The sequence below is a fragment of the Leptospira wolffii serovar Khorat str. Khorat-H2 genome, from assembly GCF_000306115.2.
Classification (GTDB): domain Bacteria; phylum Spirochaetota; class Leptospiria; order Leptospirales; family Leptospiraceae; genus Leptospira_B; species Leptospira_B wolffii.
Map to the genome: position 1 here is coordinate 351,402 of NZ_AKWX02000023.1, position 25,192 is coordinate 376,593.

At 45.7% G+C, this 25,192-nt stretch carries 22 protein-coding genes; 10 read left to right on the forward strand and 12 right to left on the reverse strand.

Annotated elements, in window-relative coordinates; genetic code table 11:
• Positions 1-8 precede the first annotated feature (8 nt).
• From LEP1GSC061_RS19755 to LEP1GSC061_RS19765, 3 genes are read right to left on the reverse strand one after another with little or no spacing between them, the layout of a single operon-like run.
• A complete protein-coding gene (locus tag LEP1GSC061_RS19755) occupies positions 9-1,130 on the reverse strand; it encodes a 5-(carboxyamino)imidazole ribonucleotide synthase (protein ID WP_016546937.1) in 1,122 nt (373 codons plus the stop codon).
• A complete protein-coding gene (gene purE, locus LEP1GSC061_RS19760; RefSeq protein ID WP_040510060.1) occupies positions 1,127-1,615 on the reverse strand; it encodes a 5-(carboxyamino)imidazole ribonucleotide mutase in 489 nt (162 codons plus the stop codon). Before purE ends, LEP1GSC061_RS19755 begins: the two co-directional genes overlap by 4 nt.
• Before the next feature lie 38 nt (positions 1,616-1,653).
• A complete protein-coding gene (locus LEP1GSC061_RS19765) occupies positions 1,654-3,069 on the reverse strand; it encodes a UDP-N-acetylmuramoyl-tripeptide--D-alanyl-D-alanine ligase (RefSeq protein WP_016547326.1) in 1,416 nt (471 codons plus the stop codon).
• A gap of 92 nt (positions 3,070-3,161) precedes the next feature.
• Between LEP1GSC061_RS19765 and LEP1GSC061_RS19770 the strand changes: the two genes are divergently transcribed.
• Genes LEP1GSC061_RS19770 through LEP1GSC061_RS19790 form a run of 5 tightly spaced genes read left to right on the forward strand, consistent with a single transcriptional unit; the run spans position 3,162 to position 8,097 of the window.
• Positions 3,162-4,214, forward strand: coding sequence for a Gfo/Idh/MocA family protein (locus LEP1GSC061_RS19770; RefSeq protein ID WP_040510174.1), 1,053 nt, complete (start codon positions 3,162-3,164; stop codon positions 4,212-4,214).
• A gap of 8 nt (positions 4,215-4,222) precedes the next feature.
• Positions 4,223-5,923, forward strand: a complete 1,701-nt coding sequence (locus LEP1GSC061_RS19775) for an ABC1 kinase family protein (protein ID WP_016547443.1) — start codon at positions 4,223-4,225, stop codon at positions 5,921-5,923.
• A complete protein-coding gene (locus LEP1GSC061_RS19780; RefSeq protein ID WP_016547058.1) occupies positions 5,920-6,477 on the forward strand; it encodes a lipoprotein signal peptidase in 558 nt (185 codons plus the stop codon). Before LEP1GSC061_RS19775 ends, LEP1GSC061_RS19780 begins: the two co-directional genes overlap by 4 nt.
• 2 nt (positions 6,478-6,479) lie before the next feature.
• The gene (locus tag LEP1GSC061_RS19785) at positions 6,480-7,007 is read left to right on the forward strand and encodes a cyclic nucleotide-binding domain-containing protein (protein ID WP_016547008.1); all 528 of its coding nucleotides are present in this window, start codon (positions 6,480-6,482) and stop codon (positions 7,005-7,007) included.
• Complete coding sequence (locus LEP1GSC061_RS19790) at positions 7,000-8,097, forward strand: AI-2E family transporter (protein ID WP_016546940.1); 1,098 nt, start codon at positions 7,000-7,002, stop codon at positions 8,095-8,097. Before LEP1GSC061_RS19785 ends, LEP1GSC061_RS19790 begins: the two co-directional genes overlap by 8 nt.
• Positions 8,098-8,148: 51 nt before the next feature.
• Here the strand turns inward: LEP1GSC061_RS19790 and LEP1GSC061_RS19795 are convergent, their stop codons facing one another.
• From LEP1GSC061_RS19795 to LEP1GSC061_RS19820, 6 genes are all read right to left on the reverse strand, one after another.
• Positions 8,149-9,684, reverse strand: coding sequence for a solute symporter family protein (locus LEP1GSC061_RS19795; RefSeq protein WP_016547121.1), 1,536 nt, complete (start codon positions 9,682-9,684; stop codon positions 8,149-8,151).
• Positions 9,684-9,998 carry a DUF485 domain-containing protein gene (locus LEP1GSC061_RS19800; RefSeq protein WP_016547298.1) on the reverse strand — a complete coding sequence of 105 codons (315 nt, stop codon included), beginning with the start codon at positions 9,996-9,998 and terminating at the stop codon, positions 9,684-9,686. Before LEP1GSC061_RS19800 ends, LEP1GSC061_RS19795 begins: the two co-directional genes overlap by 1 nt.
• A gap of 92 nt (positions 9,999-10,090) precedes the next feature.
• On the reverse strand, positions 10,091-11,419 hold the full coding sequence (locus LEP1GSC061_RS19805; protein ID WP_016547385.1) for a hypothetical protein: 1,329 nt from the start codon (positions 11,417-11,419) through the stop codon (positions 10,091-10,093).
• 39 nt (positions 11,420-11,458) lie between these two features.
• Positions 11,459-12,802 carry a hypothetical protein gene (locus LEP1GSC061_RS19810; RefSeq protein WP_016547184.1) on the reverse strand — a complete coding sequence of 448 codons (1,344 nt, stop codon included), beginning with the start codon at positions 12,800-12,802 and terminating at the stop codon, positions 11,459-11,461.
• 34 nt (positions 12,803-12,836) lie between these two features.
• Positions 12,837-13,553, reverse strand: a complete 717-nt coding sequence (locus LEP1GSC061_RS19815; RefSeq protein WP_016546988.1) for a hypothetical protein — start codon at positions 13,551-13,553, stop codon at positions 12,837-12,839.
• Between the two features lie 20 nt (positions 13,554-13,573).
• On the reverse strand, positions 13,574-15,403 hold the full coding sequence (locus LEP1GSC061_RS19820; RefSeq protein ID WP_016547323.1) for a hypothetical protein: 1,830 nt from the start codon (positions 15,401-15,403) through the stop codon (positions 13,574-13,576).
• A 113-nt stretch (positions 15,404-15,516) separates the two neighbouring features.
• Here LEP1GSC061_RS19820 and LEP1GSC061_RS19825 point away from each other — a divergent pair, with 113 nt between their 5' ends.
• From LEP1GSC061_RS19825 to LEP1GSC061_RS20925, 5 genes are all read left to right on the forward strand, one after another.
• The gene (locus LEP1GSC061_RS19825; RefSeq protein ID WP_016547069.1) at positions 15,517-15,879 is read left to right on the forward strand and encodes an STAS domain-containing protein; all 363 of its coding nucleotides are present in this window, start codon (positions 15,517-15,519) and stop codon (positions 15,877-15,879) included.
• 59 nt (positions 15,880-15,938) lie between these two features.
• A complete protein-coding gene (locus LEP1GSC061_RS19830) occupies positions 15,939-16,682 on the forward strand; it encodes an LA_1326/LA_4305 family lipoprotein (protein WP_016547406.1) in 744 nt (247 codons plus the stop codon).
• Positions 16,683-16,762: 80 nt separating this feature from the next.
• A complete protein-coding gene (locus LEP1GSC061_RS19835; protein WP_016547351.1) occupies positions 16,763-17,140 on the forward strand; it encodes a hypothetical protein in 378 nt (125 codons plus the stop codon).
• 235 nt (positions 17,141-17,375) lie between these two features.
• Positions 17,376-18,473 carry a hypothetical protein gene (locus LEP1GSC061_RS19840; protein WP_016546996.1) on the forward strand — a complete coding sequence of 366 codons (1,098 nt, stop codon included), beginning with the start codon at positions 17,376-17,378 and terminating at the stop codon, positions 18,471-18,473.
• A 19-nt stretch (positions 18,474-18,492) separates the two neighbouring features.
• The gene (locus tag LEP1GSC061_RS20925; protein WP_016546944.1) at positions 18,493-19,443 is read left to right on the forward strand and encodes an outer membrane protein assembly factor BamD; all 951 of its coding nucleotides are present in this window, start codon (positions 18,493-18,495) and stop codon (positions 19,441-19,443) included.
• Between the two features lie 56 nt (positions 19,444-19,499).
• Here LEP1GSC061_RS20925 and ileS read toward each other — a convergent pair whose 3' ends face one another.
• The 3 genes from ileS to purL are packed head-to-tail and all read right to left on the reverse strand — an operon-like array spanning position 19,500 to position 25,106.
• The gene (ileS, locus tag LEP1GSC061_RS19850; RefSeq protein WP_016547296.1) at positions 19,500-22,238 is read right to left on the reverse strand and encodes an isoleucine--tRNA ligase; all 2,739 of its coding nucleotides are present in this window, start codon (positions 22,236-22,238) and stop codon (positions 19,500-19,502) included.
• A gap of 1 nt (position 22,239) precedes the next feature.
• Positions 22,240-22,881: a leucine-rich repeat domain-containing protein gene (locus tag LEP1GSC061_RS19855; protein WP_016546979.1), complete on the reverse strand. Its 642-nt coding sequence runs from the start codon at positions 22,879-22,881 to the stop codon at positions 22,240-22,242.
• A complete protein-coding gene (gene purL, locus LEP1GSC061_RS19860) occupies positions 22,878-25,106 on the reverse strand; it encodes a phosphoribosylformylglycinamidine synthase subunit PurL (protein WP_016547168.1) in 2,229 nt (742 codons plus the stop codon). Before purL ends, LEP1GSC061_RS19855 begins: the two co-directional genes overlap by 4 nt.
• Positions 25,107-25,192 lie beyond the last annotated feature (86 nt).

Here is a 25,192-nt window from a genome sequence, read left to right on the forward strand (position 1 = left end):
TTTGCGTCTTAAGAGAACGCCTTATCCGGATTCTCCCCCACGAAATTCCAATGTCCCATTTTTCTATCCTGTCTCGGATCGGATTTCCCGTATAGATGCAGGGAATATCTAGGATCGGAGAGGTATTTTTTCCATAATTCGGAGCCGGGTCGGTAATCTTGGCCGAGTATATTCTTCATAGAAGACGGACTCGTGCGGATCTTTTCGGGAAAAGGTAAGCCGGTCAAGGCTCTCAGTTGCAATTGGAATTGGGACATCTCCGCCGCATTCTGGCTGAAATGCCCGGAATTATGCGGGCGGGGTGCGAATTCGTTTAAGAGTATCTTGTCTCCCTTGACGAAGAATTCCAAACCGAAGACCCCTATATAGTCTATACCTTCGGCAAGTATGATGGACGCTTCTCTCATGTCCCGGAGAACGCTTGCCGAAAAATTTCCGGGATGCACGGTCAAATCCAAGATATGATTCCTATGCTTATTCTCGGAAGGAGAGAAGGATATGATTTTGCCTTCTTGGTCGCGAGCGAGAATAACGGATCCTTCCTTATCGAATTCTATCCATTCTTCCAGAATCAGATCCAAGGGCTCCTGTCCTAGAGAACCAACCCAAGCTCGAAATTCTTCCCTGGACTTGAATTTAGTCTGACCTTTTCCGTCGTAACCGAAGGAAGATGTCTTGAGTACCGCGGGAAAGCGTGAGGATTCGGCTGCGGCGGTCGCTTCCGCTTTGTTGGTTATACAGTAAAATGGAACGGTAGGAAGGCCTAGTTTCGAGAACGTATTCTTTTCTCGGATCCTATGTTGAGCGATTCTGATGCAATCCGGGCTGGGAAATACAGGCAAAGAATTCTTCTTGGAATATTCCGAAATAAGACTCAATTCTCCTCCGGGTATATTCTCAAATTCGAATGTAAGAGCGTCGACGGATCCGAGAAAGTTTTTGAGGGAAATGTCGTCTTCGTAAGAGGCAACGACCTCGTTCGCACCTACCTGAGAGGCAGGCGTATTTCTTTCGGGAGAATAGACGGATACGTTATAACCCATGCGTATCGCTTCCTGAGCGAACATTCTTCCCAGTTGGCCCGAACCCATAACTCCTAATCGGGAAGGAGGAAGTAATATTTTCTTCATATTAGATCTTTGTTTTTAGATAAGGCTTCTTCTCTGATCCTGTCCCTATATGCTTCCAATTTGGAAACGAGGCCCTCGTCCTTCAGGGAAAGTATTCTGACTGCGAGTAGTCCCGCATTCTTTGCGCCTGCCGTTCCTATGGCAAGAGTTCCTACGGGAACTCCTCCCGGCATTTGAACGATGGATAGAAGGCTATCCATTCCCGACAGGGATTTGCTTTGGACGGGCACTCCCAATACGGGTAGAGTGGTCAGAGATGCGACCATTCCGGGAAGATGGGCGGCTCCACCTGCTCCGGCGATAATGATTTCATATCCTTGGGATCTGGCCGATTTCGCAAATTCGACCATTTTTTCGGGAGATCTATGCGCGGATACGATCTCCGCCTTGGATTCTATTCCGAATTCCTTAAGAATCTGCACTGCTTCCTTCATGGTTTCCCAATCGGAGCTGCTTCCCATAATGACCGCTACTTTCGTTTGCACCCTTGCAAAATCCTTCGGAAGGGACGGAGAGGCAAGTCCTAAACGTCGGTGCGGAGAGAAGAATTCAGGCCTTCGACGACCCTTTCCAATCTCATTCCTCTGGAAGCTTTAGCTAGTATGTAGGAACCTTTCGGGACTTCATTCTTTACGGTTTCCAATAATTGTTTTAGCCCTTCCTCGTCTCCGGGAAACCAATGAGCAGGTCGCGTCTTGCCCGCCTTTTTTTGGAATCCGGCCAGAGTGGATTGAGAAGAGGAGCCGAATAAATAAATTCCCATACAATTAGGGATAGAACCGGCGAAACTTCCTATCTCGTAATGGAACTTCTTCGCGAATTTGCCTACCTCTTTCAGATCTCCCAAGACGGCGTAGAAACCTTTCTCTCCTGAAAGTTGGGAGCAAGCTTCCAAAGACGAGAACATGGACTCTCTGTTCGCGTTATAAGTATCGTTTAGAATTTTGTAATTCCCGTCTTGGAAATCCAATCTCTTGTCCAGAGTCTTGAAATTTCGGATTCCGTTTTGGATCCAATCCGTAGGAGTTCCAATTTCTTCGAGTAAGGAAACGCATAACGCTAAATTTTCCAAAAGCTTGGTGCCCGGAAGATTCCATTCTAGGATCTCGCCTAAATAGGAGATGGAAAATCCCGACGGATTTTTTTTAAGAATTTCGATCCTTCTCTCCATCGGAACGGTTTTGAATCGAACTCCCTGTTTGTTGGACCTCCTACGAAGTAGATTCTTATAATCTCCGGTTTCAGGATAGAATAGGATCCCCGGTTTTTCCATTCCGTCTAGAATCTCGGCCTTGGCCTTGGCGATTTCCTTTTGGGAGCCCAATAATTCTATATGAGCGGTCCCTACAGTAGTGATGAGAGAATAGTCGGGCCTTGCCATTTCGGTGAGTCTGGCAATCTCTCCTTTATGGTTCATTCCCATCTCACAAACTACGAAACGGGTTTGGGGGCCTATTCTAAATAGAGTGAAAGGAACTCCGATCTCGTTATTATAATTTTTTTCCGTTACTACCAGATTGTTCGCCAAAGGAGAAAGGCAGGAGCCTAGAATTTCCTTAGTAGTGGTTTTACCGCTGGAACCGGTGACTGCGATGATGGTTGGGCGGAATCTGGAACGATGGAAGCCGGCTAATTTTCCTAGAGCGAGTAATGTATCCTTTACTGGGATCGCCTTGACTCGGTCCGATTCCGGAAGGCTTTCCACTATAGGATGGTTTCTTTCCGCAAGAAAATAGGATGCTCCTCTGTTTAACGCGTCTTTTATGAATTCGTGTCCGTCTCGATTGCCCCGCAAGGGAACGAAGATCGACCCAGGCTCGGCTAATCCGGATACTGTGGTAATACTGCGGATAGGATCTTCTTTGCGAAAGGAAAAGTCGGAAGGCACTCCTAAAACCTTGCGTATCGTTTCCGGATCGTATTCGAAAGCTGCCTTCATGAAACCTAAGATCTCTCTTGGGGAAATACTCGCAGTCTATTTTTAGAAAATTCGTCTTGCAAGCTTCGGTTCCGAATCGTCCCGTATTCGGGATGCAAAAATCCTCGGTCGTCCTAGTCGGTCTGGGAAGAATCGCTTCTTCTTTGGAAAAAGACCCTTATAGACAGAAGCCATGCACCCACGCCGGTGTGATCTTTTCTCCTTGGGGAAAGAAAAGATTTCTTTTTGCCGGCGGCATCGATCCCAATCCTGAAAAGAGAAATCGATTCCTGGCCCAATGGAAATTGCGTCCGGAATTCGTAGGATCTTCTCCTTCCGGATTGAAGCTAATAAATCGGATACCCGATTTAGCGGTCATCGCTACTCCCACCGAATCCCATTACCGGGACGCGATGGAATGGATAGAGGCGGGAACGAAGAACCTTCTCATCGAGAAACCGGTTTGCGAAACCTATCTACAGGCCAAGGATCTGGAACGTACTTCTCGTAAGAAAGGAGTCCGGATTTGGGTGAATCACGAGAGAAGGTATCATCCAAAATATGCTTGGGCTAAACAGGTTTTGGATTCGGGAAAATACGGACCGATCCGGATAATACGAGCCTCCGTCCTAACGTCCGCTCTCTCCCCGGGTAGTGCCTATAAGGGAAGGACCGGCCCCTTATTCCATGACGGAACTCATGCCGTGGATTTGATTCATTGGATTCTAGGCAGACCGGATCGAATTCGATCCGTGCTCCATAGACGTAAGGGGATCCCTATCGAAGATAGGGCCCTAGCTTTATTGGAATACAAGGGTGGACCCGTCGTATTTCTGGAGGCGGGGGGAGCCAGGTCTTACTTTCAATTCGAAGTGGATATTATGACGGAAAAGGCAAGGATTCTGCTTTCTAACGATGGAAGCGTTCTATTTGAATCCAAGCCCTCCCGGCGTTATAAGGGATTTAATAGTTTGACGGAAGTCTCATTTCCCAAAAAATTTAGCCTCGGATCGAACCCTTTCCAGAACCTTTACGCCTCAGTCGGGCAAGTATTGCAGGGTCAGTCCGAGAGAATCACGGGAGATATATCGGAAAATTTGGAAATTATGGAACTGCTGGATAAGATTAAAAGAAAGGCCGAAGTCAGAACGATCGGCGAGAAATAAGAAATTCTATGCAGAAAGCCTCCGTTCCTAACGGCAACCAACTCCCTAAATACTCCGCAAGAGGAAGATACTATAGAGGTAGTCTTTTTCTTTGGAAGAAAATATTCGGACTGCTATGGTATTATAAATTCGTAAGATTGTTTCTTTCTTCAGAAGCGAGAGAAGAAAGAGAAACCGCTTTCTTCCGGGATCTAGGATTGGAATGTAGGGACTTTTTCCTAAAAATGGGAGGAGTATACGTCAAGCTAGGCCAGTATCTCGCTTGTCTTTCCCATCTTTTTCCGGAGAGTTTTACGGAACCCTTGCAGGATCTTCAGGACCGGGTTCCTCCCCATCCTTTTTCCGAAATAAAGGAAAGATTCCGCAAGGAATTCGGAAAGGATATAGTTGAAGTGTTTCCGGATATTTCGGAAGCTCCCTTGGCCTCCGCTTCCATCGCTCAAGTACATTCCGCCACGCATAAGGGTCGCAAGGTAGCGATAAAGATTCTTTATCCTGGTATAGAAGAAGTCATATCCAAGGATCTTAAGGCGGTTCGAAAATTTTTAAAGAGGATCAATCGCTTCTTAGTTTCCTTCGATTATAAAATCGTTCATAAGGAAGTCTCGAAATTAGTGGGTCGAGAAACGGATCTTCGGTTGGAAGCCGAGTCCATGGAAAGAATGGCACGGTACTTCTCGGAAGAGCCGGATTATATTTTCCCGAAGATCACTTCCGAATGGAGTGGAAAAAGTGTTTTGACCGCCGAATTCGTGGAAGGGGTTCGTATCACCCAAGCGGCCGCTTTGAAAAAAGGCCAGGCGAAATCCAGGCCTGTAGATCTTCTGATACGAGCCTATATTCTCATGGTATTCGAGTTCCGGTTCTATCACGCCGATCCTCATCCGGGAAATATGATTTATACCGCCGACGAAAAATTATGCTTCATCGATTTCGGCGCCGTGGGAGAGATTCCTCCCAGCCAGGCACTTACGCTACGCAAAATTTTTCTCTGTGCGATGGCCAAGGACTACCCTGCCGTAGTGGAGGCCTTGGACGAGTTGGGACTCGTCTCTAAAAAGGCGGACCGGGACAAACTGGAAGAAGTCGTTCGCTATTCTTTGGAAAAACTTTCCCGATTTCTTTCCGATACGGATTCCTTCCGTAATATCAAGTTCGAGCAGATCCATACTCCGGAAGATCTGAAATTCCTGAAGGAGATCAATTCCAGTCTTCGGGAATTATTACGAATGGTACAATTGCCTACTTCTCTGATTCCCTTAGAACGTGTATTGGGGTTATTGGTAGGGGTTACGGCCACCTTAGATCCGTATCGGACGGTCTTGGATTATGGGGAGAAACCTTTTAAGAGCCTCGTAATGCAGGGAGAGAACCAATGGCAAAAGGTTTTGGTCCAAGAGGGCGGCATTTGGGGACAGGCGGTTTCCCTTCCCGGCGAGCTATTGCAGGCGGTAAAGAATCTAAACCGAGGTAAACAGGCTTATAAGTTACCCGATCTGGAAGCTCATACTAGAAAAATGTATTCTTTGGGTCATCAGATTCTTTCCGGGGCCTTCCTTCTATTCGGAATCCATTATGGTACCGATAGAATGGATAGGGGATTGGAGACCCAAGCCTGGTTCGGATACGGGGCCGCGATTTTCTTCGGAATCCTCCTTGCTCTATCCATATTAAGAAATAAATTCAGCACTAAAAGGAATCGTCAGTGAAATATTTCGAAAAGAAATTCTTAGAGGTCTATCCTCCCTTATTCATATTCAGCGTCTTTTTGGGAACAGCCATCGACCTCGTAACCAAATACGCGGCCATTTTATATCTAAGACCTCATAGTCCGATCGAAATCTTAGGGGATTTTTTCCGCCTGACGTTGACCTTCAACACCGGTTTCGTAATGGGATTGTTTCAGGGTTTTCCGAGAACCTCCTTGGCCATGACCGCGATCGCAATCCTAGTTTTGATCGCCTATCGTTGGAAGAATTCCGATCTGGGCCATCCCGCAGGCTGGGCTCTCGTAATGTCCGGAGCCTTCGGAAATTTTCTGGATAAGTTCTTCGTGAAGGTGATCGGTAGCGGAGCGGAATTCGGATTTGTGGAAAATCGCTATAACGGAAGATATATCGGGGTAGTGGACTTTTTGGATTTTGATTGGCCCAACTGGCTTTTTATGGAAAGATGGCCCGCTTTCAACTTTGCGGATTCCTGCGTAAGCGTAGGTCTCGTTCTTCTCATTCTTACAATGAAAATCGACGAGGATAAGAAATAGTCTTGAACTTCCTACAGCTTCCTATTTGGAAAAAAATCATCAAGAAAAAGGGGACCTCCAATCCGGAGATCATCCGCTTTTTGAGAGAAACATCCGTTTTCGGAAAATTGAAACGTAGGACCTTGCACGAGATCGCCAGGCTCGTTCACGTTAGGCAATACTCCGAAGGCGAGGAAATTTTCCGACAAGGGGAGGCCGGTGCCGGTTTCTATATGATATTCGACGGTAAAGTGGTGATACGCTCCGTTCGTGACGGGGTGGAATTGGATCTGGCTCATCTGGATCAGCATTCCTTTTTCGGCGAGCTATCCCTATTTTCCGAGGAGAGAAGGACCGCTACCGCAGTAGCTACGGAACCGTCCACTCTGTTGGGGTTCTTTCAGCCCGATTTAAAAGAGATCATCGAAACCAAGCCTAAGATCGGGATCGAAATACTGTTGAGTCTTACGGGAGTCGTAGTAGAAAGACTCCAAAAGACGAATCAACTCCTGGAAAAAGCCTATTACAAAGGCAAACAGAAAAATGCCTGAATCCAATAAGCCTCTTTCTACCTACGTAATTCGCATCATTTTCTTTTTCCTGGTAGGATGCGCGATCGTCTTTTTCGCGCTAGGGCTTCAGCTTTTGGTCGTTCCGATCGCCTTATCCCTGATTCTATTCTATATCTTTAATACTTCCATCAATTACTTCGAGAGTCTAGGTGTGCCCAGGCTTTTATCGGTAGCAGTGCTGATTCTTCTCATCTGTCTTCCGATTTATCTTTTAGTAACCGAAGTCGCTCCTCCTATCGTTTCGACTCTTCAACCTATTATGAAGAATTGGAAACAGGATATGGACGATGCGCGGTTCAAATATCTGGTGGTCGGATTCCAGTTGAAGTTCAACGATTATCCCGCGAGTTGGGAAGAGACCATTCGCCCCGAAGAACTCGTAAAGAAAGCCGCGGATATGATTCATGGAGAAGTGAACGGCCTCGTTTCTTTGATACCAACTCTCATCGGATATTTGGTAGTGACTCCGCTTTTTACTTTCCTATTTCTTTTGAACGGAAACGGAGTTTATAAGAATCTGGTGAGTCTGATACCGAATCGATATTTCGAGATGACTCTTATGGTAACGGCTAAGATCAACGAGCAGATTACGAACTATTTGCGCAGCCTTGTGATACAGAGCGTGATTATCACCGTCGTATCCATGATAGGATTCTATGCGATCGGTCTGAAATATTTCTATATCTTCGCGATATTCGTAGGGATAGCGAATTCTATTCCTTATTTGGGCCCTATTATAGGAGTGGTTCCTCCTTTGTTCATGACTTTGACCCAGGGAGCGAATATCTTTCATGTAAACTCCATCAACGACGGGATGGGAATGTACGAACTCATGGGAGCGATCTTGATCGTAATTCTGATCGCTCAGGCTGTGGATAATTTCTTCGTCCAACCGGTCATTATCTCCGACGCGGTATCTTTGCATCCGGTGATCGTTGTAGGAGCGGTCACCGTAGGCGGAAGTCTTTTGGGAATCGCGGGAATGCTTGTAGCTGTACCGTTGGCCGCCATCCTAAAGGTTACGATAGCGACGCTTTACAGATCCATGAAGGATCATAAATTACTTTAGAATAGACGGACTCCTGGAGGATAATCCGGGAGTCCTTTCCAAATCGGATTCTTATTCCGCGCCCACTCCTAAATAAACCCGAACTTTTTCCTTCTCGAATTTTTCCACGATTCCCTTATCCGGAAATAATTTGGAGAATAAGAAGGCGGAAAGAAAAGCCAAGCTCATAGAGACGATTGCGGGATTTTTAAGAGGGAAGATCGCCTCTTGGAACTTGAATATATCCGTCCAAACCGTCGGACTAAGCACTATGAATACTGTCGCCGAAACGGATCCTATCAAAATCGAAGCGACACTTCCCGCAGTGCTGAAATTCTTCCAAACGATGGAAAGAAATAAAGCCGGAAAATTACCGCTAGCGGCAATCGCGAATGCAAGTCCCACGAGGAAAGCCACATTCTGATCTTTGAAAAGAATTCCTAAAAGAATTCCGATCACACCGAAAGCGATCGTCGCTTTTCTCGCTACGGAAACTTGTTCTTTGTCGCTTGCTTTATCGTTGATTACGTTGAAGTAGAGGTCGTGAGAAATCGTGGATGCGGCGGCCAGAGTCAGACCTGCGACCACGGCCAGGATCGTTGCGAAAGCGACCGCTGCGATGAAACCTAAAAACGGGGTTCCGCCTAAAAGTTCGGCGAGAAGGGCCGCTGCCATGTTTCCGCCCTTGTCTATGGCGGCGATTTTTTCCCTTCCGATCAGGACGGACGCTGCGAATCCTACGATCGGAATGATGATATAGAAATAACCGATAAACGTTGTCGCGTAGGCCACGGATTTTCTGGCATCCTTGGCGTTTGCGACCGTATAAAATCTCATTAGAATATGAGGTAATCCTAATAAACCGAACATTAATGCGAGCCCTAATGAAACCGCATCCAGAGGATTGGATACGAAACCTCCCGGCTCTAGGGCGGTTCTGCCGAACTTAGCCTCGACGGCTCCGTAAAGATTGTCCAAGCTGAATCCGAATTTGGAAAGGGAAAGAAATACGAGCAGGGTGACTCCGAAAAGGAGCAAGCCTGCCTTGATGATCTGTACCCAGGTGGTCGCGATCATGCCTCCGAATAATACGTAGAGAAGCATGACTCCTCCGACTAGAAGCACCGCAAGTTCGTAGGGAAGCCCGAACATGAGATTGATGAGTTTTCCCGAACCTACGATTTGGGCGATGGAATAGGTGATGGTGACTAGGATTCCTCCCAAGGCGGCCACGATGCGAATGGGTTTTTGTTTCAATCGGAAGGCCAGTACGTCCGCGAAGGTATATTTTCCCAGATTACGCAAAGGCTCGGCGATCAGAAATAGAAGTGCCGGCCATCCTACGAGCCAACCTACAGCGTATATGATTCCGTCGTATCCTTTCAGAGCAACCATTCCGGAGATTCCCAAGAAAGAAGCCGCAGACATGAAATCTCCCGCAAGCGCTAGACCGTTTTGAAGGCCGGTGACGCTTCGGCCCGCCGCATAAAATTCGCTGGATGTTTTGGTTCTCTTGGCGGCCCAGTAAGTGATGCCTAACGTAAAGGCTACGAATACCAAGAAGAATAAGACTGCGATAAAATTCGGTTGTCCGAGGCTGGATTCCATTATTTACCTCCCTCCGTTTCCAATTTTTCCTTGAGAGAGTTTACTTCTCGATCGTAAAAACGGTTAGCCCAGATCACGTAAGTTATCGTGAGAACCCAGGAAATCAATATTACGAAAGTTCCCCCGAATAATCCGTAATTGGAAAATTCTCCAACTCGTTTGGTGACGCTCTCTTTATCCAAGGCGATAACCAATATGAAACCGTAATAGTTTGCAAAGAGCAAAAATAGGAGTATAAAACTGAAAGTCCATCTGGTGCGGACTAATTTTTTGAATTCTGGTAATTCGATGAGTTGGTGCGCCTTAAGCTTCATCCGAGATCCTCTTCTTAGCAAGCGAGGAGAATACAGATTCGCTCCTCTCTCGCAAGGATAAAATGAATCGGAAGGATAATTAAATGATTTGCTTAGGCTGCTTTCTTTTCAGGCCGTTTCTTTTTCCACTTCTTGAGTCTATGAGCCAGTGAATATAACGATATCGCAGAAAGAAGATAAAGGAAAGGCTCTATCTCGAATCTCATTCTATTCGACTCCATGGGGTCGACGACACAATAGAGAACCCCTAAGAAAAATACGTGCAAATAGATCAACTTGAACCTCGGTGTAATCTTTCGGAATCTTACAAAGAAATAGAACATGGCAAAGAGATAAACAAATTGATAAAGATTAATTTCCAAGTCGTTCCTGAGAGGGAAGGAGAGCCAATCGAGTCCTTGGGATTTCTTCCAGAGTTCCGGAAGTGTTAGAAGGCGAGGTTTGAAAAAGAGGTAATTGGTAGGACTTTTTAGGAAAATGATTAATCCTATTAAGAACGCCAGTAACGAAGTTTTAAAGTTAATATTGGGAGATATCCATTTCTGATATTCTCTCGAAATTACGATGTATCTTACATTTTGAAAATCGTTACCATTCACACAGGGATTGTTCGAGTATTTCTCGATCAATGGATCTTGTTCGTCGTATTTCCCCGAATATTTATCCAATGAGGAGAATGGTGAGATAGCGGTTATATTAGTAGGACTCGGCTTAATATTATAAGTTCTTGCAATATTCATTCCGAGCCAAGTGGAGCCAACGAAAGAATCAAATAGAATATAGTTCTTTAAGTAAAGCCCTACCGGCAGTGCAAGAAAAAGAATGCCTGTGATAAGGACTTTTTTAGAGAGCCTTTTTCTTTCCTTGTAGCATAGAAACAAGATCCAAATTAAAGCTAACCCAATATGCCAGCTCGGACGGATGAAAGAGGCAAGGCAGATCAAAAAAGATATCAGTAAATATCTCAAAATTCTATTTCCAGGGGCCCATAATAGATATATTAATAACGAAGAGATAAAGAACAAATAGGTGGAATAGAACGGATATCTGAAGTAAGCGAAAACGGCGGGGTTCAAAAATAGGATTCCTAAAAGAAGCCCGGATCCGCGAAATCTGAATAGACGAAAGGTTTTTCGCATCAACAAAAAGGATATCAAATGGAGCAGCGGCAAGATTATGGAATAAACGAGATTAGGATTTCCACCGCCTAACACTGTAGCAGCGTAATGGACCATTCCCAAAAATGGGCTACTGCCGTGAGTATATAGAAATGCATCGAAAGGGGCGGAGTAAAAGCAGTCTTTGGAAGGCATCTGCCAATAGCGATCTACGCTTAGAATCGGAAATTCGGTTGCGGACAGAAAAATATGGCCGAATAGTATGAGGCCGGGAACGATAAGATTTAAAAATTTACTTTTCAAATTATTACCCTCGCTACTTTACAAGCTCTCTGAAATAAATCATGCTACTTTCTTTTCAGGCCGTTTCTTTTTCCAATTCTTGAGAATTCGATTCAAGTAATAGGGAGAAAGCAAGACGAAGAAATACCAAATCGGCTCCAGTTCGAATCGCATACGATTGGCTTCAAAAGGATCCACCAGACTCGCGAGGAAACTAAGCGCACCTAAATGTAGTAGAAGCAATCTGATTTTCCAGGACAAATTCCGGAACGAGAGAATGAATAAGATCGTCACTAGGGGATATAAAAACTGGTACAGAGTCAGCTCTTCGTCTAACGGAAGGTTATATGCGAATATATCGACATTAGGATAAGTTTTCCAGAATCCGGATACCTTGCTCGTAAAAGGCTTTAGCGGAATATAATTGCCGGGACTTCTTAGGTAATGACCCACACCGTAGCGAAAGACCCGTAAGGTATATTTTCCGGATATCTTAGGAGCAACCTGCTTATAGTATTCTTTGGATATATAAAGATATCTGATATTCTGAAAGTTCTCTTCGTTAAGGCAGGGCTCGTTCGCATATTTTTGAATTAGCGGGCCGTTTTCGTCGTACAGGCCCTTATACATGGATAATTTTTCGAAAGGAAAAACCGAGGTAATCGTATTCGGTACATTGATTCTCATGTGGGATCTTGCCAAATTCATTCCGAACCAAGTGCTGCCGGTAAAGGAACCGAAATAGATATAATTTTTCGCATAGAGCCCTAACGGTAGTAGTAAAAAGGCGACTCCGATCGCGACGATCTTCGGAGACAACTTGCTTCTCCAGTTCCAGGCCATATAAGCGATCCATAATACGGCTAATCCTATATGCCATGCAGGACGTATGAAACTTCCTAAAGAGATAGCAAGACTTAAGAGTAGGAACTTTTTGGAAACGGAGAATCTGGAAAAGAAAACGAAAATAAGGAAACAGGTCAGGAAGAACAGATAAGTAGAGTAGAACGGATACCTAAAATACAAAAATGCGAGGGGATTCAGGAATAGGACAGATAAGATCAGCCCTAGAAATTTGATCCGGAACCGTCCTAATGCGGATCTAAGGAAGAAAAAACTCACTATATGAAGAAACGGAAGGAAGAATGAGTAAAAACCATCCGGGTTTCCGTCGCCTATCTTAAGTGCGACATATTGGATCATTCCTAAAAAAGGACTGGCTCCGTGAGTGAGTAGGAAAGCCTTTAAGGGAGTTTCTAGTAGGCAGGCTTCCGAAGTCAATTGCCAATGCTCCGCTATAGATACGATGGGAAAACCGAATATGCTTAAAAGGTAATGAACTAGGGCGACGGCCGGGGGAACTATCAGGGCGTCGGCTCTTTGGATGAGATTGTATCTTTTCATTATGGAATCTATACGGGGCCGAATGAGAATGAGCTTAAAACAGTCCGTTGATCCCGTTGATATTTACAGTTTTAATGATTTCTTTTTCCTGTTCGGTCTCGGCGACTTTCCAGGTGACTCCTGTGGGAGTGGAGAGGAGACTTCTGCCGATTCTTTTCTTGCCGAACGGAGAGCCATAGCCGGAAGACCGCAAAAGAAAAAGACCGTACTTAGCGGAAAGGTCGGCGTATTTTTTCAGGTCCTGGCCGTATTCCAGTCCGCTTTCTTGGACCGAGTCCAGATGAAACGCTAGATTGACTTTTTCGTCTTTTAGCTTCTCAAAGACGGTAGTCTCTTCGATTTCCTTTCCTGCAAGTATTCCGAACCGGAATCCTCCCAGAATCAATGCGTGATCTCCGTTACCCGGAATCGCAGGGGAATCTTCCGGATTGAGAATCTTTACATCGTACCAATCCACGAGTACGACGTTTTGGACGATCGGGATGGAGAATCTAAGTTTTCCTTCTTCATCCCTGCGAAACATTCCTCCGCCTAAGATCGCTCCCTTATATACTTCCGAAACCGCAAGGATCTCGTCTAGAAGCGCTTTGGATTTTCCTGCGAGGGATTCGGGAGTGCCGGCGCCTCCACCCGGAAAATACAATGGAAATAACAGGAAATCGGATTTTTCCTTGGATAGCTTAGACCTTTGTTCCGGAGCGACCGGTTGCGATAGATCCTTTTGGAAAAGGGTGATTTTAACAGATGTCACTCGTTACCTGCAGTTTCTTTTTAGTCTGAAAGAATGGAAGGATCCACTCCGAAGTTATCGTCGGCCTCGGAAGATCCGGAAGTCCCGGGTTCCAGAAGCTCGCTTTCAGGCATGCTGTTTCCCGTTTTGATGCCGAACTCTTTTTCCATTTCTTCGGAGGATAATTCCGGAACTCCGCCGAAAAGATCTCCGTTTTCTAGACGCTCGGCTAGAGCTAACGCGAAACAGTAAGATTCCATAATACATTGCTTAATGGGTTTCTTATTCAACCTCTTTTTAGATTCCATAAGATCGAAAGTCATGATGGAATCCATATTGGTGACTATTTCCTTTTTGCCCTTCATGTCCGCTATCAATTTGGAAAGCAGTTCCGTGGATTTTTGTAGGAAATCCTTGGCGGTGACCCTAACGTTACGAGATTGTTGACTACGTTTCGTTTCGAGAGCGGAGGTCTTTTTGGACGCTTCGATATAATTCGCTCCCGGGTTTTTGAGGTGATTATCCAATTCCTTGTAATACTGATCGTAAATCCGAAATTGTTCGTGAATAGCTCGGGTCGTCTCGTAGAGATCGATTAACTTTTCACGATAATCCATTTTGGCGCCTGCGACGATCGTCGGCTTTAGGTCTATTTTCTTAGTGGTCATCACGAAGGAATACTCCTCGTCGAATTCCTTAAAGAAAAGCCAGGTCAAAAAGGCCTTATCCGCTATAGGAAGAAGGTCGTGATCTCCCTTCGGATCCTGGCGTTTACGCAGTTGTTCTAAAGGCATGGAGCGCATGAGTTTCAGGCCGTATTTCAGTTCCTTGCTCAGGCCTTCTTCCGGATCTACCGGAGTCTCTTCCGGAGCGTCTTCGGTGTCCTCTTCCTCTTCGTGGGCTCCTCCGGAAATTTCGTCCAGTTCCTCTCCTTGTTTTCTTTGGCCTAACTTTTCTTCCGGTAGGATTCCGAGTAGGTCCTCCATGTAGGTGCTAAGCAATGGAATATTCTTATCCTCGCTACGGAGAATGGCAAGATACAGCTGATCGAATAGAGTTCCGTACAATACGTCGAATTCCTGAAGAGCTCTCTTTTTCTTGGTATTGTATACCGAAGAAGGTTTACCTTCTTGTTTTTCGAGGGCCTGGTATCCTAGGGTGACGGCTTTTACATAGGAACCCTGAAACGGATAGATATAGTATAATTTCTTAAAAAGCGAATATAAGGGTTGTCTAACACGACTGATCGCGACGGGCAGATCCGGAGCCGCGTTATGTGCCTCTAAAAGCTGGCCTAATTCGTTGCTATCGTAAACCTTATGCATTCTACCCAGTAGCTCTATATAAAGAGGGTTTTGGGTATCCAATTCTTTGGCGATTTTAGAGGCGTAAGCCGGGTTGCCTAAAAGGTCGTTCCCTACGAAATTCATTTCCAGCAGAGCTTTCTTGCCTGCGATATTTACTTCCGAAAGGAAGGAGGGGAGAAGGTCACTGGAGGAAAACGAGGTAACTCTTCCTATCCAACATTTGAATCGGATCGCCATGCGATTGAAGAAATTCCCCATTTCCGCTTCGAGGGCTTTTTTGTCCAAAAACGGATTCGCTTTAGTTACCGGAGCCGCTTTCGCTTGGGTGCGGGGAAGCTTGCTGTTGGAACTTTGTCTAGGGTCTTTTCCTCCCGCCTGGCTTCTTGCTCCCTGACGGATTTGAGGCTGTTCTTTTTGTTTACGAAGGGCTTCTTCTCTTTTTTTATCCTTTTCCGAAACGACCTTACCGCCGGCAGATTGGAATTTATCAAACATCTCCCGCCGGGCTTTATCGTCTAGGTTGTTTACACCGATGGTTTTTTTAGTTTTATCGAATTCGGACATGGATGGATTCCTTGGAAACCGCTCTATTTGTATCCTGGCTTTCGTTCCGAAATAAATCAACAAAGATACTTATTTCTTGACATACTTCGGAATCCCCGGCGTTTTATTTTCCCATGATTCTAAAAAGTCTGGTCCGAGATAACCACCTAGTACTCTCGGTTCAGGAAGATATCCTAATGGATAATTCCCGGGACTTCTACCTAGAATTCGAAGAAAGTATCCGAGACGGTTACCCCCCGATAGTGAGTTTTCACCTGGGCCTGGTAAAGTTCATCGATTCTTCCGGGATCGGAATCATAATTAAGGTCAGAAATCAAATCCGGGACCATCGTGGGACCGTTAATATATTCGGATTAAATAAGTCCCTACATTCGGTTTTTCGGCTTTCCGGACTGGATCGGATTGTAAATCTGTACACGATCGAGGAATTTTTGGAGAAATATCCGGACTTTAAGGAATTTCTGACTCTCGATTGAAACCGGAGCTTCCCCCTCGGAGTTCCAATACGATGAAAGAGAGTCCCTGAGAGACACAGATGAAATTTAACCTTCCGTTCGGAACTCACCGCCCTTCCAATGCGATCCGTATCGTTCTTCTCGTTTTATTAGCCCTTCTTTTGACCGATTGTTATGCGTATTTCTTTCGGAAAAAGGTTTTACGTTCCGAAAGTATGGGCTTCTTTACGATTAAGCCTTCCACAGTCGACGATTTCGATGCCGTAAACGAAGATTCTCCTCTGGAGCATCCGATACAATTGGATCAAGCCAGGATTAAGGATTATTTCGGTAATTTAAGATATTCGAAAAGATCTTCCGTGGGCTATTTTGCCGATTATGTTTTTTCGGACCATGAGCTGGATTTATTGGCGAGGGATCTTCCTTACGCCCTCAAAAATCTCCCCGAGGATCGACTCCTACTGATTATTTCCAAGTATGATGATACGCAGTCTGTAATTTCTTTCGACGAGATTACGAGCTGTATACTCTGGGCCTCGAAGGGGAGGATCAATCTGCTTTTCGGTAGGATCAAACGAGAGTTAGTCGACAAGGAAGCCTCCTTGGATTTCGACCGATGGACCCGAGTGGAGACGATTAAGTTATCCCACACCACCGACGGGACGGAAATTTCCGATGGGGAGAATGTGGACTTCGGAGTAGTGGAAGGTCTCCCTCTCCGAAAATGGGTCTCTTTCGATATGAAGAATCCTGGAAAATATAAATTCCTTCCCAGAAAGCAATATCAACCTGTTAAACTAACCGATGAGAACGACCGTCCCTAAGTCGGGGCGGTAGACTTCCTTTTTTTCTTAGGTTCCTGTCCGATTTCCGGTTTTTTACGGATAGGATTAAGGAATCATATATGAAATCGTTTCAACCGGAATCTGGGTGCCAACCCAATAGCGTATATCGGATCGGTTTAGCGATTCATGCGGTTTGTGTAATCGGTACGGTTATCATTCAGGGGCTCTGGATCGGGAAGATATATCTTCATTACGGCTTTTTCCTTGGGTCATTCTTTTACGGATCTATTTCTAGGATCTTCTTCTCCGGGTTGCTCTTGGGGGAAATATTACTCATTCTTCAGAATCTAAAATCGTTCTATGGATCCATATCCGAACGGGAAATCGCGATGCGCAGATCGTATACGTTTCTAATGTGCATAACGGCCATCAGTATGGCGGCGTCTTTTCTAGATATTACGGCTCAAATTTTCCTTGGGGGGAATATGATTCGATGAAGAAAAATCCCGATTTGGATGGACCGGTATGGGATTTGCGCATGTGATTTTCGAAATTCTTAGATTTCTTGCCATTTTGGTCGCTTATTATCATTTTATAAATTACGAATTGCCTCCAGGGATTTGATCTTTGCCGACAAAATGAAAAATTTTGCAAGACTTGGGAACGTTTAATTTTAAACAGTATCTAACGCTAATGGTTCGTTCATTTCTGTGAAATAGGTAGGAATTCGATTTGAGATATTTGAAATTTTTTCCGGTTTGTTTGTTTCTGATGGGACTTTCCGTTCACGCGGAAGAGGTATTCTTCGGAGAGCAAAAAACGAAGATGAGACTTGCCGTAACTTCATTGTCCGTAAACTCGGCGGCGGCAAAAAACGCTCTAAAATTGGAAAATTCCCTAATGCTGAATAACGCATTGGGATCCACGGTGGATTATTACATCCCTTCCATTTCCACTTTTAAGGGACAAACGATAGATTGGGATACGGGGATTCGTTATAGTCCGTTCTTTCGTAGTAATTTCCTATTTTCCTATTCTTCCGCCAAGGCGGGTTCCGGATCTCAATCCAACATTTACGATTCGAGTTGGAGTAATAGCGGCACAGATTACCGTGATACCGAGCTTTCGACCACTATATTTAGCAATAATACTTTAAAGACCTACCGCGTCGGCTATAGTATGGATTTTTTTGTGTTCCAGAAATCCGAATCTTCATTTTGGAAGAATTTAGCGATTCGAGCAGGGGTCGAGTCCTTTAAAACCGAAGTCGATCTGAAATCGAATTATTCGAATTATGGAGAGACTTATATTCCCGGCGGAGTTCCCGAAGTCTACGGTGGATTGGATCCTCTTCGTAGTCGGAAAATAAAGAACCAAGATGTATTTTATAATTTCGTTACCGGAGTGAACTATAGCGAAACTTTCCGGGAAAAGCATAGAGTAGATCTTGGAATCGAAATATTTAAAAGCGTTTCTCACGTAGGATTAGTAGAAGTCGATGGATTGACCACTCTCGGTTCCCCGTATGGAACGAGAATTTATCCTTACGGGTACTCCGCTAAAACCAAATCGGATCTCTTGGGGGCAAGATTGCAATTAGGATACGCATACGATATCAGCCAATCCGTATCGTTCGGTCTCTATGGAATGTATAGCTATGCGAACAATACCGTGAAATCCACTAATTTGAGTCTGATGCCCGATTTCTACGCTTTAACATCCGGTAATATGATGGCATTTCTCGCTTCTGCGGCAGGCGCATCGGGACCGTTTCCGAAATCCGTCGATATCCGATCTCAGATCGGTATCCAATTCTTGTTCAGATATTAAGGTTTAGGAAATCGCAATTATGAAATCGTTCGTTTATATTATTATATTCTTAGGAATATTATCCGTGAATTGCGCGGCTCGCCCCGATTATAAAGACGCGCATTTATCCGCTACTTCCCTCTTGGAGGATGCGGAGCAAAGTCTGAAAGAAGGGAAGGTGAACGAGGCCGCCGAATTGATCCGCATAGTTTCCCGATTGTATCCGGGAGATTCCCGTGTGGTTCATCTTTTGGAACAATTACCTCCGAAGATCAGATACTCCTTATCCGAATCCAGTTATTCCGGATACAATCGACCCAAAGGTACCGTGAACGAGTATAGTTTTCTATCCCGTTTGGCCTTTTATATTCCCGATAGAATATTAGATTTTCTGGATATATTCAGTTTCAATCTGAAGTTGGGCCCTCAGATCGGGGGTAGTGTCTGGTTGACCAGAGGATTTCAAGTCACGATTTACGCGGGTCAAACGATCACATTCGGTTGGTCCCAGAAAAGAAATTTGGGTATAGCCGAAGAATCTTTAGCGGAATTCGGTATCGGTCCCGCAGTTCCGATCGCAATTTCCGCGAGACGCGTAGGTACGGGACAAAAGACGAATATAGACGGCGGCTTCGGTTTGCATACTCCGACTCAACAGTTGTACCAAGACTACAGGGATTATTGGAGTTCCGGTTCTAAGGCCGGCCTAATTATCCTAGGGGCCGAGTTCGAATGGCATTGGTTGGAAATTGCGGATCTAATTACCGGCGTATTCTTCTACGATCTTTTGGACGACGATATAGGTTCCACCGACAAATTCGTTTTTTCCGATAAGGTAAAAAAGGAAATGTATACTGTGAACGTAGCGGCTAATAAATACAACGATTACGATATCATCAACCTGAGAAATCAATTTCCCACTTTGGGTATTCCGGCGGGAAAACCCGCCGTTCTAGACGGAGATATAGAACCGGCTAAAAAGAAGAAGTAAGATCCGAAAGAAAAGGTGTCTTTTAAGGACGCCTTTCGTATTCTATTTTTAAATGATTAGCCGACCGCTTCCGCGCAGCGCTTGCAAAGACCGTCTTTTCTATCTTCCGCAGGATGCCTCCAGCAACGTGGGCATTCCGGATCCGATGGACGAACCACTCTGACGGAGAATTTTTCGTCGGAAAATTCGGAAAGAATTTCGCGATCCGTTTTGTCGAACCCCACCTGGGAAACCGTAAAGATCAGTTCAAGACCGTGGACGGAGAAATCTTTCTGGAGTTTTCCGTTTTCGGAATGCGAAAGTTCCACGGCTCCTTCCAAGGATTTTCCCAATTTTCCGGCCTGTCTTGCCAATTCCAGGGTTTTGTGTACGGTTTCCCTTGCTTGCAGTGCAAGTTCGAATTTTTCTTCCAATCCGCCGTTTTTGAATGAGGAAAGATCCGGGAATTCTTCCAAGAAGACAGAGTCTGTTTTTCCATTTTCCTTCCATACTTCTTCCGAAGTGAAGCTCAGGATGGGAGCAGAATAGATGCATAATGTTTCCAGAATGTATTGCAACGCCGTGCAGGAGGAACGTCTGGTCTTGGAATCCCTGCGGTCGCAGTACATTCTATCGCGGATCATCTCGAAATAATCTTGGGAAAGAGTCACCGTACAGAATAATAGCAATTTCTGATACACTTGATGGAACTGATAATTCTCGTAATGGGCTCTCAGTTCCTCCGTTAGATGCGCCAATCTGGACAGATAATACTGATCCACTTCTTCCAATTCGGAAGGCTGCAGATTCTGATCCGGAGTATGTCCTGCTAGGTTTCCTAAAAGATAGCGGAAGGTGTTGCGGATCTTGCGATAATTATCCGCAATGATCTTCATTCTCTCTTTTCCCACTCTAACATCGTCGCGGAAATCCTGGGAGCTAACCCAAAGACGGAGAATGTCAGCACCGTAAACGTTTATGATATCGGTGGTAGGATCGATACCGTTACCTAAGGACTTGGACATGGCTCTACCTTGCTCGTCCAAAACGTAACCGTGGGTAAGAACCGATTTATAGGGAGGAATACCTCGTAACGCCATGGAAGGCCAGAGACTGGATTGGAACCAACCTCTATGTTGGTCCGAACCTTCCAGATACAGATCTGCCGGAGGTTCGTTTCCTCTTTCTTCCAGGACGGCGAAATTGGAAACGCCTGAGTCGAACCAGACATCCAAAATATCTTTTCCTTTTCGGAAGGAGGAAGACCCGCATTTACCGCATTTCGTATCGGGAGGCATGAGAGTTTTCGCAGGTTCGCTATACCAAATCTCGATCCCTTTCTCGCGGACGAGCTCCGTGAAGAATTTTACGGATTTTGCATCTAGATGGGTTTCGTTACATTCTTCGCAAATAAATGCGGGGATAGGTACTCCCCAGTTTCTTTGTCTGGAAAGACACCAATCGGGTCTGGTTTCCACCATGGACCGGATTCTTGTGATTCCCCAGTTAGGGATCCAGGAAACCTTGTCTATCGCCTCGAGAGATTTTTCGCGCAGTTCCTTATAGTCCATTTGGAAGAACCATTGAGGAGTGGCGCGGAAGATAAGAGGCTTCTTGCTTCTCCAGCTATGAGGATAGCTGTGTTCGAATTCGGAATAATGCAGCAATAGTCCCTTCTCGCGAAGTAACTCCACGATTTTCGGATTTGCATCCCATACTTTGATCCCTTTCATCATGGGGAATTCGTCCGTGTAGCGACCGTAATCGTCCACAGGAGAGTAGGGTTCCAAGCCAGCTGCGAGTCCGACCTTATAGTCGTCCTGACCGTGCCCCGGGGCGGTATGTACAGCTCCCGTTCCCGCATCCAGAGTTACGTGCTCTCCGAATAAGGGAATGGAATCCTGATCCAGGAAAGGATGTCGGAAAACCATTTTGGCAAGGTCCGCTTGGGAAACGGATTCGGCCTTGGTGAGCTGCACTTCCGCAGCCTTTTCGACCGCTTCCTTTAAGCCGTCCGCGAGAAGGAGCGATTCTCCGTTAGGCGTCCTATAAAAAGAATATGCAAACTTCGGATTGAAGCTGATTGCGAGATTTGCAGGAAGAGTCCATGGAGTAGTAGTCCAGATCAGGCAGAATTTTCCTTCCTGTCCTTTTACGGGAAACTTCACATAGATGGAAGGGGACTTATGAGGGTAGTATTCTATCTCCGCTTCCGCGTGGGCAGTGGCGAGTTCAATACACCAATATACCGGTTTTTTTCCTCTGTAAACGTAGCCTTCTTCGAAGAGTCGTCCGAATACTTCCACGATTTTGGCCTCGAACTCGGGGCTCATCGTCTTATAGATGCGACCTTCTTCCCAGAAGCATAGGAAACGGGAAAGATCCTGGCCTTGCTTACCTACGAATTCTTCTGCGTAGGCTCTGCATAATTTCCGAAGTTCTTCCGGTCCCGTCTCTCTGGCTTTTTTTCCTAAATTCTTTAATACTTGGACCTCGATGGGAAGACCGTGGCAATCCCAGCCGGGAATCATGTCGGTGGAGAAACCTGCGAAGAATTTGGACTTAACGATCATGTCCTTAAGAATCTTGTTCAAAGCGTGCCCGGTATGGAAGTTACCGTTCGCATAAGGCGGGCCGTCATGTAGAATGAATTCTGGACGACCCTTTCTTTTTTCCTTCATTTTGCGGAGGATTTTACCGGCTTGCCAAGTCTTGACCTGTTCCGGCTCGCGGGTCGCGAGTCCCGCCTTCATAGGGAAATCCGTTTGAGGAAGTATTACGGTATTTGAATATGGATTCTTTTGTTCTTCTTTCATTCTAAAATTCGATCTTCAGTTTCGGAAGCAATTCCTTGGCTTTTTGCACCTGCGAAGGTTTCAGGCCGGTTTCCTTCAATATTAGGGTTCTTAGTTTCGGATGACTCGCCAAGAAGCCCAAATTTTTAGGGAAAGACACTATGGTTCGGTTTCTGGCCAGATCCAATACTTCGAGAGTCGGCATGGAGGAAATCGTATCTATATCGGACTCGCTTAGAGTTATCTTATTCTGATCCAAATAAACTGCCTGGATCGGCGGGCCGACCAATTGGGGAGGAATTCCGACGAAATCGTTTGTCCCCGCGAAGAATACCTTCAGATGAGGGAGTTTGCGGAAGGATTCCGGAAGTTCGGATATATCGTTTCCGAATATATTCAAATATTCTAAATTAGTCCAATCTCCTGCGTTTTCCGGCAAAGAATGAAGTTCGTTCATTCTTATATCCAGCCACTTCAGATTCGGAAAGCTGAATAATATATCCGGAACCGTCCCGAGTTTTCCGATCCCTAAATCTAACTTTTCGATGGAGGAAGGGTTCTTGGCGGCCGACTCTAAAATTTCTTGGTTCGATTTTCTACAATCCCAGAATAGCAAAGAAAGGAGAATAAGAAGCGTTGCAAGAATCGTGAATTTTGAATTCATCGGAATACCTCTACCAATCCGGACTCGTAGGACTTGCTTAATTCTTCTCGGCTTAGTTCGATTCCGAAATCTTCCAATACCAACTTGGAACCGGAGATCTCTCCGATCGCATGGAATTCCAATCCCTTCGATTCAACGAGGGAGAGAATATTCTTCTCGTCTTTTTCCTCGTAGCCGATGATAACGCTCGCGGCGGATTCTCCGAAAAGAGTGAGATCGATCCTATTCTTCCGGATTCCGTTCAAATTCGCTTTTAGGCCGAATTGGGAAAGTAATACGATCTTGGAGAGCGCTACCGCGATTCCTCCCAAGGACAGATCTCTTGCGAATTTTAATTTTCCTTGTTTACGCAGTGCGACCAAGGATTCGAGCAATGCTTTTTCTTCGGAGAGTTCGAAAGCCGGGACTTCTCCTTGGACCGTATTGGCCACGATTTTTTGGTATTCGCTTCCTCCCAAGGAAGGGCGAAATTTTCCGATCAACGCAAGTTTGAGTCCTTCTTTCTTAGGAGCGTTCCAGACCGCATCGGATTGATTTTCCAGGATTCCCACCATTCCGATGGTCGGAGTAGGGAAGATGGGGCCTTCCGGAGATTCGTTATAGAAGGATACGTTTCCGCCGGTTACGGGCAATCCTAAGAAGCGGCAAGCGTCTCCCATTCCTCGGACGCATTCCGAAAACATATAGTAGTTTTCCGGAATATAAGGATTCGCGAAATTTAGGTTGTTTGTGACTCCGAGAGGCTCCGCTCCGGTCACCGCTACGTTTCTTGCGGCTTCGCAAACGGCGAATGCCGCGCCTTTGTAAGGATCCAAATAGGTGTATCTGGAATTGCAGTCCGTCGCCGTAGCGAGAGCCATATCGGTATCCGGAATTGCGGAGAGTCCGCCGTCTCCCCCAGGGCCGATCAGTTTTACTAGACCCACTTCGGTATCGTATTGTTCTATGATCGGCTTACGGGAGGAAATATTCCAGCCTCCCAATAATTTCTTAAGAAGATTCGGAATCTCTTCCTTTTTAAGGTCAGAGAGGGAGTCCGGACTCCATTTGGAAACCTTGTCCAGATACTCAGGTCTTTTGGTTTCCCTTACGTATCTAGGCGCGCCTCCCCCTAACACCAAAGTATCGGCGGGAATTTTAGCCTTTAGATTTCCATCTTTATAGACTTCCAAGAGACCGGTATCGGTTACTTCTCCGATGCGAACCGCATTTAAATTCCATTTTTTGAATATGGATACGAGTTCGTCCTCTTTTCCCTTTTTGGGGATTACGAGCATTCTCTCCTGGCTTTCCGAGAGCATTGCTTCGTAGGCGTTCATGCCTGTTTCGCGGAAGGGAACTAGGTCCAGGTTGATCTTCATTCCTGTCTTACCCTTGGCGCTCATTTCGGAAGTGGCGCAGGAAATCCCGGCCGCGCCCATATCCTGAATTCCGACCAATAATTTCTTTTGTATCGCTTCCAGAGAAGCTTCCATTAGAAGTTTTTCCATGAAGGGGTCTCCGACCTGAACGGCGGAACGTTTGGATTCCGATTCTTTGGTGAGATCCTTGGAGGCGAAGGAAGCTCCGTGGATTCCGTCTCTACCCGTGGTGGATCCCACGATGAATACCGCGTTTCCGATTTCCCCCCCGGTGGTCGCGCTTGCCATTTGGTCGTGACGAACGATTCCGACTGTCATCGCGTTCACGAGAGGATTCTTAGAGAAGCATTCGTCTATGAACAATTCTCCTCCGGAGACAGCGATACCCAGGGAGTTGCCGTAATCTCCGATGCCTTTTACGGCTCGGGATAGAAGGTATTTGTTTCTGGGTTCGTCCGGATTACCGAAACGTAATGAATTCAGGGAGACGATGGGTCTTGCTCCCATTGTGAAGATATCCCGCATGATTCCGCCTACTCCGGTTGCCGCTCCTTGGTAGGGTTCGACCGCAGTGGGGTGGTTATGGCTTTCGATTTTGAAAACCACAGCGAGGCCATGCCCGATATCCATGGCTCCGGCATTTTCCTCTCCCGCTTGGGCGAGAAGTTTGTCCGATTTGGTAGGAAGGGTCTTTAATTGGAGAATAGAATTTTTATAAGAGCAATGCTCCGACCACATAGCCGAGAATATACCCAGCTCGGTGGAATTCGGGACTCGGCCTAAAATCTCTTGGATTTGGCTAAATTCTGATTCGGTAAGCCCATGATCGAGAGCGTCTTGGAGGGAAACGGATTCTTTTTCCATTACGGAACCAGTTTTTCCGGATTACCCCCCTCTGAAAACACTTTTAGGGCAATCGTTCCTTTGCAAAAAAAGGAAGTATGCCCTGA

What these genes read in the sequence shown, in the direction of transcription:
- LEP1GSC061_RS19755 (WP_016546937.1), bottom strand. Translation starts at nt 1,130, where the DNA reads ATGAAGAAAATATTACTTCCTCCTTCCCGATTAGGAGTTATGGGTTCG.
- LEP1GSC061_RS19765 (WP_016547326.1), bottom strand. Translation starts at nt 3,069, where the DNA reads ATGAAGGCAGCTTTCGAATACGATCCGGAAACGATACGCAAGGTTTTA.
- LEP1GSC061_RS19770 (WP_040510174.1), top strand. Translation starts at nt 3,162, where the DNA reads ATGCAAAAATCCTCGGTCGTCCTAGTCGGTCTGGGAAGAATCGCTTCT.
- LEP1GSC061_RS19775 (WP_016547443.1), top strand. Translation starts at nt 4,223, where the DNA reads ATGCAGAAAGCCTCCGTTCCTAACGGCAACCAACTCCCTAAATACTCC.
- LEP1GSC061_RS19790 (WP_016546940.1), top strand. Translation starts at nt 7,000, where the DNA reads ATGCCTGAATCCAATAAGCCTCTTTCTACCTACGTAATTCGCATCATT.
- LEP1GSC061_RS19795 (WP_016547121.1), bottom strand. Translation starts at nt 9,684, where the DNA reads ATGGAATCCAGCCTCGGACAACCGAATTTTATCGCAGTCTTATTCTTC.
- LEP1GSC061_RS19800 (WP_016547298.1), bottom strand. Translation starts at nt 9,998, where the DNA reads ATGAAGCTTAAGGCGCACCAACTCATCGAATTACCAGAATTCAAAAAA.
- LEP1GSC061_RS19810 (WP_016547184.1), bottom strand. Translation starts at nt 12,802, where the DNA reads ATGAAAAGATACAATCTCATCCAAAGAGCCGACGCCCTGATAGTTCCC.
- LEP1GSC061_RS19820 (WP_016547323.1), bottom strand. Translation starts at nt 15,403, where the DNA reads ATGTCCGAATTCGATAAAACTAAAAAAACCATCGGTGTAAACAACCTA.
- LEP1GSC061_RS19825 (WP_016547069.1), top strand. Translation starts at nt 15,517, where the DNA reads ATGATTCTAAAAAGTCTGGTCCGAGATAACCACCTAGTACTCTCGGTT.
- LEP1GSC061_RS19830 (WP_016547406.1), top strand. Translation starts at nt 15,939, where the DNA reads ATGAAATTTAACCTTCCGTTCGGAACTCACCGCCCTTCCAATGCGATC.
- LEP1GSC061_RS19835 (WP_016547351.1), top strand. Translation starts at nt 16,763, where the DNA reads ATGAAATCGTTTCAACCGGAATCTGGGTGCCAACCCAATAGCGTATAT.
- LEP1GSC061_RS20925 (WP_016546944.1), top strand. Translation starts at nt 18,493, where the DNA reads ATGAAATCGTTCGTTTATATTATTATATTCTTAGGAATATTATCCGTG.
- ileS (WP_016547296.1), bottom strand. Translation starts at nt 22,238, where the DNA reads ATGAAAGAAGAACAAAAGAATCCATATTCAAATACCGTAATACTTCCT.
- LEP1GSC061_RS19855 (WP_016546979.1), bottom strand. Translation starts at nt 22,881, where the DNA reads ATGAATTCAAAATTCACGATTCTTGCAACGCTTCTTATTCTCCTTTCT.
- purL (WP_016547168.1), bottom strand. Translation starts at nt 25,106, where the DNA reads ATGGAAAAAGAATCCGTTTCCCTCCAAGACGCTCTCGATCATGGGCTT.